Genomic DNA, 8,777 nt, shown 5'->3' with positions numbered 1-8,777 from the left:
ACCGAGCGTGATGACGTCGGTGCCCACGCCGCCGATCAGCGTCTCGATGCCGCGGGTCAGCAGGGTCGTGCCCGAGGTACCGATGGTCAGCACGTCGGTGGCAGTACCGCCGACCAGGATCTCGATGCCCGAGCCCAGGTTCAGCGTGTTGCCGGTGTCGCCCAGGATCACCAGGTCGGAACCCGCACCGCCGATCAGCGTCTCGATGCCGCGGATGGTGGTGGTGTTGCCGGCCGTGCCCAGGGTCAGGACGTCGGTGCCGGCGCTGCCGATCACGAAGTCCGCACCCGAGACGGTGAGGGTCGAACCAGCCGTGCTGGTGAAGATCACCTCCAGGCCCGTGCCGCCGATCACCGTTTCGATGCCGCTCACCAGCAGCGTGCCGCCGGCCGAGCCGATGGTCACGATGTCGGTGCCCACGCCACCGGTCAGGGTCTCCAGACCCGAAACCAGCAGGGTGTTGCCCGCGGTACCCAGCGTGACGATGTCGGAGGCGAGGCCACCGATCAGCGTCTCGATGCCGCCGACGATCAGCGAGTTGGCGGTGTTGCCGAGCGTGATGACGTCGGTGCCCAGACCGCCGGTCAGCGTCTCGATGCCGCGCAGCAGCACCGTGTTGCCGGCCGTGCCCAGCGTGACCACATCGACGCCCGTGCCGCCGACCAGGATTTCCAGGCCAGCCGCCAGCAGCGTCGAACCGCCCGAACCCAGGAACACGAGGTCGGAACCCGTGCCGCCGGTCAGCGTGTCGATCGCGTTGACCACCAGGGTGTTGCCCACGGTGCCCAGCGTGATGATGTCGGTGCCCACGCTACCGGTCAGGGTCTCAAGACCCGAAACCAGCAGGGTGTTGCCCGCCGTGCTCAGCTGGATCAGGTCGAGGCCTGCGCCGCCGGCCAGGGTCTCGATGCCCGAAACCAGCATGGTGGTGCCGGTGTCGCCGATGGTGACGACGTCGGTGCCGACGGAGCCGATCAGGGTCTCAAGGCCACGCAGGATCAGGGTGTTGCCCGCGGTGCCCAGCGTGACGACGTCGGTGTTGGTGCCGCCGACCAGGATCTCGATGCCCGAAGCCAGCATCGTGTTGCCGGACGAGCCCAGGAAGATCACGTCGGTGCCCAGACCGCCGGTGACCGTCTCCAGCAGGTTGGCGAGCAGCGTGCTGCCGGCCGTGCCGATGGTGATCAGGTCGGTGGCGGTGGAACCGGTGATGGTTTCCAGAGCCGAGACCAGCAGGGTGTTGCCCGCCGTGCCCAGCGACACGACGTCGACGCCCGAGCCGCCGTTCAGCGTCTCGATCAGCGTCACCGCGAGGGTGTTGCCGGCCGAGCCGAGGGTGACGACGTCGGAGAGCGAGCTACCGGTCAGGGTCTCAAGACCCGAAACCAGCAGGGTGCCGCCCGTGGTGCCGATCGTGATGGCATCGGAGGCGGTGCCGCCGATGATCGTCTCGAACAGCGAAACCGTCGCGGTGTTGGCCGTGTTGCCCAGCGTCAGGACGTCGGTGCCCACGCCGCCGGTCAGCGTCTCGATGCCGCGCAGCAGGACCGTGTTGCCGGCCGTGCCCAGCGTGACAACGTCGGTGCCGACGCCGCCGATCAGGATGTCGATGCCCGACACCGAGACCGTCGAACCGCCCGAGCCCAGGAACACCAGTTCCGAACCCGTGCCGCCGGTGATCGTCTCAAGACCGTTGACAAGCAGCGTGCCGCCCGCCGAACCGATTGTCACGACGTCGGTGCCGACGCCACCGGTCAGGGTCTCCAGACCCGAAACCAGCAGGGTGTTGCCCGCCGTGCCCAGCGTGATGGCGTCCGTCGCCGCACCGCCAGCCAGCGTCTCGATGCCCGAAACCACCATGGTGGTGCCGGTGTCGCCGATGGTGATGACGTCGGTGCCGAAGGAACCCGTCAGGCTCTCGATGCCACGGACGATGACCGTGTTGCCCGAAGTGCCCAGGTTGACCGTATCGCTGCCCGCACCGCCGATCAGGAACTCCAGACCGGAAGCCAGGACCGTGTTGCCGGCCGAGCCCAGGAAGACGAGGTCCGTACCCGAAGCGCCGGTGATCGTCTCGATGCCCGAGGCCAGCAGGGTGCCGCCCACGGTACCAAGGGTGACGACGTCGGTGCCGACGCCACCGGTCAGGGTCTCCAGCAGCGACACCAGGACGGTGTTGCCGGCGGTGCCCAGGGTGACGACGTCGTTACCGGCCTGACCGGTCAGCGTCTCGATGCCGGACACCAGCGTGGTGTTGCCGAGGACCGAGGCGAGGGTGATGACATCGGTGCCGACATTGCCGGTCAGCGTCTCGACGGCCGAGACGAAGACGGTGTTGCCGGCCGTGCCCAAGGCGATGACGTCGGTAGCGGTGCCGCCGATGATCGTCTCGAACAGCGAAACCGAGGCGGTGTTGCCCGTGTCGCCCAACGTCAGGATGTCGGTGCCGACGTTGCCGGTCAGCGTCTCGATGCCGCGCAGCAGGACCGTGTTGCCGGCCGTGCCCAGCGTAACCACGTCGGTGCCGACGCCGCCGATCAGGATGTCGATGCCCGACACCGAGACCGTCGAACCGCCCGAGCCCAGGAACACCAGTTCCGAACCCGTGCCGCCGGTGATCGTCTCAAGACCGTTGGCAAGCAGCGTGCCGCCCGCCGAACCGATGGTGATGACGTCGGTGCCCACGCCACCGGTCAGGGTCTCCAGACCCGAAACCAGCAGGGTGCCGCCCGCGGTGCCGATGGTGATGGCGTCCGTCGCCGCACCGCCAGCCAGCGTCTCGATGCCCGAAACCACCATGGTGGTGCCGGTGTCGCCGATGGTGATGACGTCGGTGCCCACGCCGCCGGTCAGGATTTCCAGACCGCGGACCGTGGTGGTGCTGCCAGCCGAGCCCAGCGTGATGACGTCGGTGCCCGCACCGCCGATCAGGAACTCCAGCGCGACCGTCTGGAAGGTGCTGCCAGTCGAGCCGATGAAGACCAGGTCGCTGCCCGCGCCGCCCTGCAGGAACTCGATACCCGAGGTCAGCAAGGTGTTGCCGGAGGTGCCCAGGATGACGGCATCGGTCGCCGTGCTGCCGGTCAGGGTCTCCAGACCCGAAACCAGCAGGGTGCCGCCCGCGGTGCCGATGGTGATGGCGTCGGTCGCCGCACCGCCGGTGATCGTCTCCAGCAGGCTGGCGAGGATCGTGTTGCCGGCCGAACCGAGGGTAACGACATCGGTGCCCACGCCACCGGTCAGGGTCTCCAGACCCGAAACCAGCAGGCTGTTGCCGGCCGTGCTCAGCGTCACGACGTCGGAGGCCGTGCCACCGATCAGCGTCTCGATGCCATTGACGGTCAGCGTGTTCGCCGTATCGCCCAGGGTGACGACGTCGGTGCCGACACCGCCGGTCAGCGTCTCGATGCCGCGCAGCAGAACCGTGTTGCCGGCCGTGCCCAGCGTGACGACATCGGTGCCGACGCCGCCGACCAGAATCTCAACGCCCGAAACCAGGACGGTGTTGCCCGTGGTGCCGAGGTAGACGAGGTCGGAGGTGCTGCTGCCGGTGATCGTCTCCAGCAGGCTGGTGAGGATGGTGCCGCCAGCCGAACCGAGGGTAACGACATCGGTGCCCACGCCACCGGTCAGGGTCTCCAGACCCGAAACCAGCAGGCTGTTGCCGGCCGTGCTCAGCGTGACGACGTCGGAGGCCGTGCCACCGATCAGCGTCTCGATGCCGCCGACGGTCAGCGTGTTGGCGGTGTTGCCCAGCGTGACGACGTCGGTGCCGACACCGCCGGTCAGCACGTCGATGCCGCGCAGCAGGACCGTGTTGCCAGCCGTGCCCAGCGTGACGACGTCGGAAGCCGTGTCGCCGACCAGAACCTCAACGCCCGAAACCAGGACGGTGTTGCCCGTGGTGCCGAGATAGACGAGGTCGCTACCGGCGCCGCCGGTGATCGTCTCCAGCAGGTTGGTCAGGACGGTGTTGCCGGCCGAACCCAGGGTAACGACGTCGGTGCCGGAACCGCCGGTCAGCGTCTCGACCAGGGTGACCAGCAGAGTGTTGCCCGCGGTGCCCAGCGTGACGACGTCGGTGGACGAGCCGCCCGTGAGGGTCTCGATACCGCCGACGGTCAGCGTGTTCGCCGTATCGCCCAGGGTGACGACGTCGGTGCCGACACCGCCGGTCAGCACTTCGATGCCGCGCAGCAGAACCGTATTACCGGCCGTACCCAGCGTGACAATGTCGGAAGCCGTGCCGCCGACCAGGATCTCGAGGCCAGAGACCAGGACGGTGCTGCCGGCCGAGCCCAGGGTCACGACATCGGTGCCGACACCGCCGGTCAGGGTCTCAAGGACATTGACCAGCAGGGTGCTGCCAGCCGTGCCCAGCGTGACAACGTCGGTGCCGACGCCGCCGGTCAGCGTGTCGATCAGGTTCACCAGCAGGGTGTTGCCAGCCGTGCCCAGCGTGACGACGTCGAGGGCGGTCGTGCCGGTCAGGGTCTCAAGGCCGCCGACCGTGACGGTGTTGCCGCCGGTGCCCAGCGTGACAACGTCGGTGCCAACGCCGCCGGTGATCGTGTCGATCGCGTTGACCAGCAGGGTGTTGCCGGCCGTGCCCAGCGTGACGACGTCGAGGGCGGTCGTGCCGGTCAGGGTCTCGATCACGCCGACCGTAACGGTGCTGCCGCCGGCCACCAGGGTAATGATGTCGGTGCCGACACCGCCGGTGAGCGCCTCGATGCCGCTGACCAGCAGGGTGCTGCCAGCCGTGCCCAGCGTGACAACGTCGGTGCCGACGCCGCCGGTGATCGTCTCAAGCAGGTTCACCAGCAGGGTGTTGCCAGCCGTGCCCAGCGTGACGACGTCGGTGCCGGCGCCGCCGGTCAGGGTCTCAAGGCCGCCGACCAGAACCGTGTTGCCAGTCGTGCCCAGCGTGACCACGTCGGTGCCGACGCCGCCGGTCAGCGTGTCGATCGCGTTGACCAGCAGGGTGTTGCCGGCCGTGCCCAGCGTGACGACGTCGAGGGAGGTCGTGCCGGTCAGGGTCTCGACCAGGCTGACGGTGACGGTGTTGCCGCCGGTGCCCAGCGTGACCACGTCGGTGCCGGCGCCGCCGGTCAGCGTGTCGATCGCGTTGACCAGCAGGGTGTTGCCAGCCGTGCCCAGCGTGACGATGTCGAGGGCGACCGTGCCGGTCAGCGTCTCGATCACGCCGACCGTGATGGTGCTGCCGCCGGCCGCCAGGTTGATGACGTCGGTGGCGCTGCCGCCGGTGATCGCCTCAATGCCGCTGACCAGCAGGGTGTTGCCAAGGTTGCCCAGCGTGATCACGTCGGTGCCGACGCCGCCAGCCAGGGTCTCGACCGCCGTGACCGCGAGGGTGTTGCCAGCCGTGCCCAGCGTGACCACGTCGGTGGCCGACGAACCGAACAGCGTCTCGATGCCGCCGGCCAGAACCGTGTTGCCGGCCGTGCCCAGCGTGACGATGTCGGTGCCAACACCGCCGGTGATCGTCTCAAGCAGGCTCACCAGCAGGGTGTTGCCGGCCGTTCCCAGCGTGACGATGTCGGTGCCGGCACCGCCGGTCAGGGTCTCCAGCGCGGAAACCAGGATGGTGCTGCCGGACGTGCCCAGCGTAACGACGTCGGTCCCAACACCGCCGGTGATCGTCTCAAGCAGGTTCACCAGCATGGTGGAGCCGGACGTGCCAATCGTGACCACGTCGGTGGTGGTGCTACCGACCAGGGTTTCCAACAGCGAAACCTGGAGGGTGGAACCGGAAGTCAAGGTGATGAAATCGGTGCCGGTGCTGCCGATCAGGGTCTCAAGCGTCGAAATCGACACCGTGTTACCGGCGGTTCCGAGCGTGATGACATCGGTGCCAACGTTACCGATAATCGTAGAGAACTGCCCCAATGTTAGGGTTGAACCCGTAGTTACTCCTACGGTGTAGGTTCCAGCCATTAGTAATCCCCTTCAGGTTTGGCTCGCCGGCGGATGAACCATTCTAAGGTGTGCGCCACACTGGATGCAGGCAGACAGACTCAGTCCTAGCGCGACCTAACACACCGTGCCCTTGTTATCCGAAGGACTGCGCCTATGGCAATCCGTTTCTACCGAAGTGGGTAGACCGAACTGGCCGGTCTTGTGACACTCTGTGAAGCCGTTATCCTGAACGGCGGAGTGCTGTTCCCCCAAGTCTTTGCAATGCCTTGCGAAATGCCCGGTATGGCGAAATCGCCACAGCACGCACGAAGTTGGTGGTACCCACAGTCCCAAGGGCTTCCAGGCGGGAACGTGACCCCGGGCAGGAGGAAGCCGTTCTCGAATCGAGTGTAGAGCGACGAAGACTTGCGTGACTTTCACAACTTCGCCGCCGATCTGCCGCCAAGCTCTGGCTTCGACGATGACGGCCACGTTGTTACAAGTTGATAACACGGCCTGTATTTCGTTTGCCGCGGCAGCGAGGATGAGCTTGGAGAATTCGGGAACACCCGTTATTCCCTTGCGGCAACAGGCGCCGCCGGACAGCCGCCACACGAAGACACCAAAGGGCCAGGGACGACCGATCGAGCATGGCGACCATTCAGGACGCGCTCGCCGCAGCAGTGCGGCATCATCAGAGCGGCAATCTGGCCGCGGCAGCGCGGCTCTACCGCCGTATCCTGGAGATCACGCCCGAGCAGTCCGACGCGCTGCATCTGCTGGGGCTGGTCGCCCGCCGCGCCGGACAGGGGGGAGCCGCACTCCGCCTGATGATCCGTGCCCTGCGGATCGATCCCGCCATAGCGGAAGCGCGTCTGAATCTGGGCAACCTGCTGCGCGACCAGGGCCATGCAGCCGGGGCGGAGGCGGCTTACCGCAACGCCGTCGCACTGCGCCCCGACTTCGCCGCCGCCTATGAGAATGTGGGCGGCCTGCTGCGCGGGCTGTCGCGCCCTGCCGATGCCCGGGACGCCTATCGCCGGGCGATCCGCCTTTCCCCCGCCGGGTCGGAGGGCCATGCGGGGCTGGGCAATGTCCTGCAGGAGGGCGACGACCTGCAGGATGCCGTCGCCTCCTATGCCCGCGCCATCGCCATCGACCCCACCAATATGGCCGTCTGCAACAACCTGGGCATCGCGCTGCGCTCCTTGGACAAGACGGGGGCTGGGGCGGAGGCGGCCACGGCGTGGCATCGCCGCGCCGTGGCGCTCAATCCCTATTTCGCCGCCGGCTACAGCAGCCTCGGCCTGGCCTTGCAGGAATTGGGACGGTTGGAGGACGCGGCGCACGCCCATGCCCGCGCCGTCGCCGTCGATCCGGGCTTCGCCGGCGGCTATGCCAACCACGGCAACGCCCGGCTGAACCAGAACCGGCTGATCGAGGCGGTCACCGGCTTCCGCCGCGCCGTCGCCATCGACCCCGCCGGTCCGGATGCCCGCCGCAACCTGGGCATGGCCCTGCTGGTGGGCGGCCGTTTCGAGGAGGGCTGGCGCGAGTATGAATGGCGGCTGCGCTGCAAGGATGCGCCCGCCCAGGCCGCCATGCCCAAGCCGCGCTGGACGGGGGAACCGCCGGATGGCCGCCGCATCCTGCTGCACGGCGAGCAGGGGCTGGGCGACAGTCTGCAATTCTGCCGCTACGTTCCCCTTGTGGCGGCGCGCGGCGGCCGGGTGATCCTGGGGGTGCCGGCGCCGCTGAAACGGGTGCTGGCCGGCCTGCCCTGCGTGGAACGGGTCGTCAGCGGCCAGCTCGGCACCGACGACTTCGACCTGCACCTGCCGATGCTGAGCCTGGGCGAGGTGTTCGGCACCCAGATGGACACCATCCCGCACCGCGTTCCCTACCTGTCGGCGGAGCCCGATCTGGTTGCGCGCTGGGGCGAGCGGCTGAAGGGGTTGGCAAGGGACGGGGGCGGCCTGAAGGTGGGCATCGTCTGGGCCGGATCGCCCACCCACGGCAACGACAGGAACCGCTCCATCGGGCTGGCCCCCTTCGCCCGGCTGGCCGCGATCCCCGGCGTCAGCCTGGTCTCCATCCAGAAGGGGCCCACCGAAGGGCAGGCGGCAAACCCGCCGGGCGGCTTCCCGCTTTTGAACCTGTCGCCCGACATCAAGGACTTCGCCGACACCGCCGCAATCATGGCGAACCTCGATCTCGTGGTCTGCGTCGACACCTCCGTCGCCCATCTCGCCGGAGCGCTTGGCGTCCCGGTCTGGGTCCTGGTGCCCTTCGCCCCGGATTGGCGCTGGATGCTCGACCGCGAGGACAGCCCCTGGTATCCGACAATGCGCCTGTTCCGGCAGGAAAGGCCGCAGCACTGGGACGACGCAATCGACAGGCTGGAGCGCGCACTGTGCGAACGCGCCGCTTCCCTCCCCCTCCGTCAAAATGGAGCTTCCGACATGCCGATCCTGGCGCCCGTCTCCTGGGGCGAACTGCTGGACAAGATCACCATCCTCGACATCAAGACGGAACGCATCGCCGACGCCGACAAGCTGGCCAACGTCCGACGCGAGCGCGAGGCGCTGCTCGCCGTGGCGGTGAAGGCCGACACCGCGCGTCCGGAGGTCGCCGAGCTGATCGACGGGCTGCGTGCGGTCAACACCACCCTGTGGGAGGTCGAGGACGAGATTCGCGACTGCGAGCGTGCCAAGGATTTCGGCCCGCGCTTCGTCGAGCTGGCCCGGCAGGTCTATCACACCAACGACCGCCGCGCCGCGTTGAAGCGCGACCTGAACCGTCTGCTCGGCTCCGAGCTGGTCGAGGAAAAATCGTACCAGGCCTACTGAGGCCCGGCG

At 68.0% G+C, this 8,777-nt stretch carries 2 protein-coding genes; one reads left to right on the top strand and one right to left on the bottom strand.

The window, feature by feature from the left end:
* The coding region (locus TSH64_RS02330) for a calcium-binding protein (protein WP_199237403.1) at positions 1-5,838 on the bottom strand (5,838 nt) is incomplete at its 3' end.
* A gap of 731 nt (positions 5,839-6,569) precedes the next feature.
* Here TSH64_RS02330 and TSH64_RS02325 point away from each other — a divergent pair.
* Complete coding sequence (locus TSH64_RS02325) at positions 6,570-8,768, top strand: tetratricopeptide repeat protein (RefSeq protein ID WP_247872699.1); 2,199 nt, start codon at positions 6,570-6,572, stop codon at positions 8,766-8,768.
* Positions 8,769-8,777 lie beyond the last annotated feature (9 nt).

This window comes from Azospirillum sp. TSH64 (genome assembly GCF_003116035.1).
In the GTDB taxonomy this organism is placed as follows: domain Bacteria; phylum Pseudomonadota; class Alphaproteobacteria; order Azospirillales; family Azospirillaceae; genus Azospirillum.
Note: the sequence above shows the minus strand (reverse complement) of the source record. Positions and strands in the feature narration are given on the sequence as shown.

Excerpts from the sequence above, each read along its gene's own strand:
- TSH64_RS02325 (WP_247872699.1), top strand. The coding sequence starts at position 6,570 with ATGGCGACCATTCAGGACGCGCTCGCCGCAGCAGTGCGGCATCATCAG.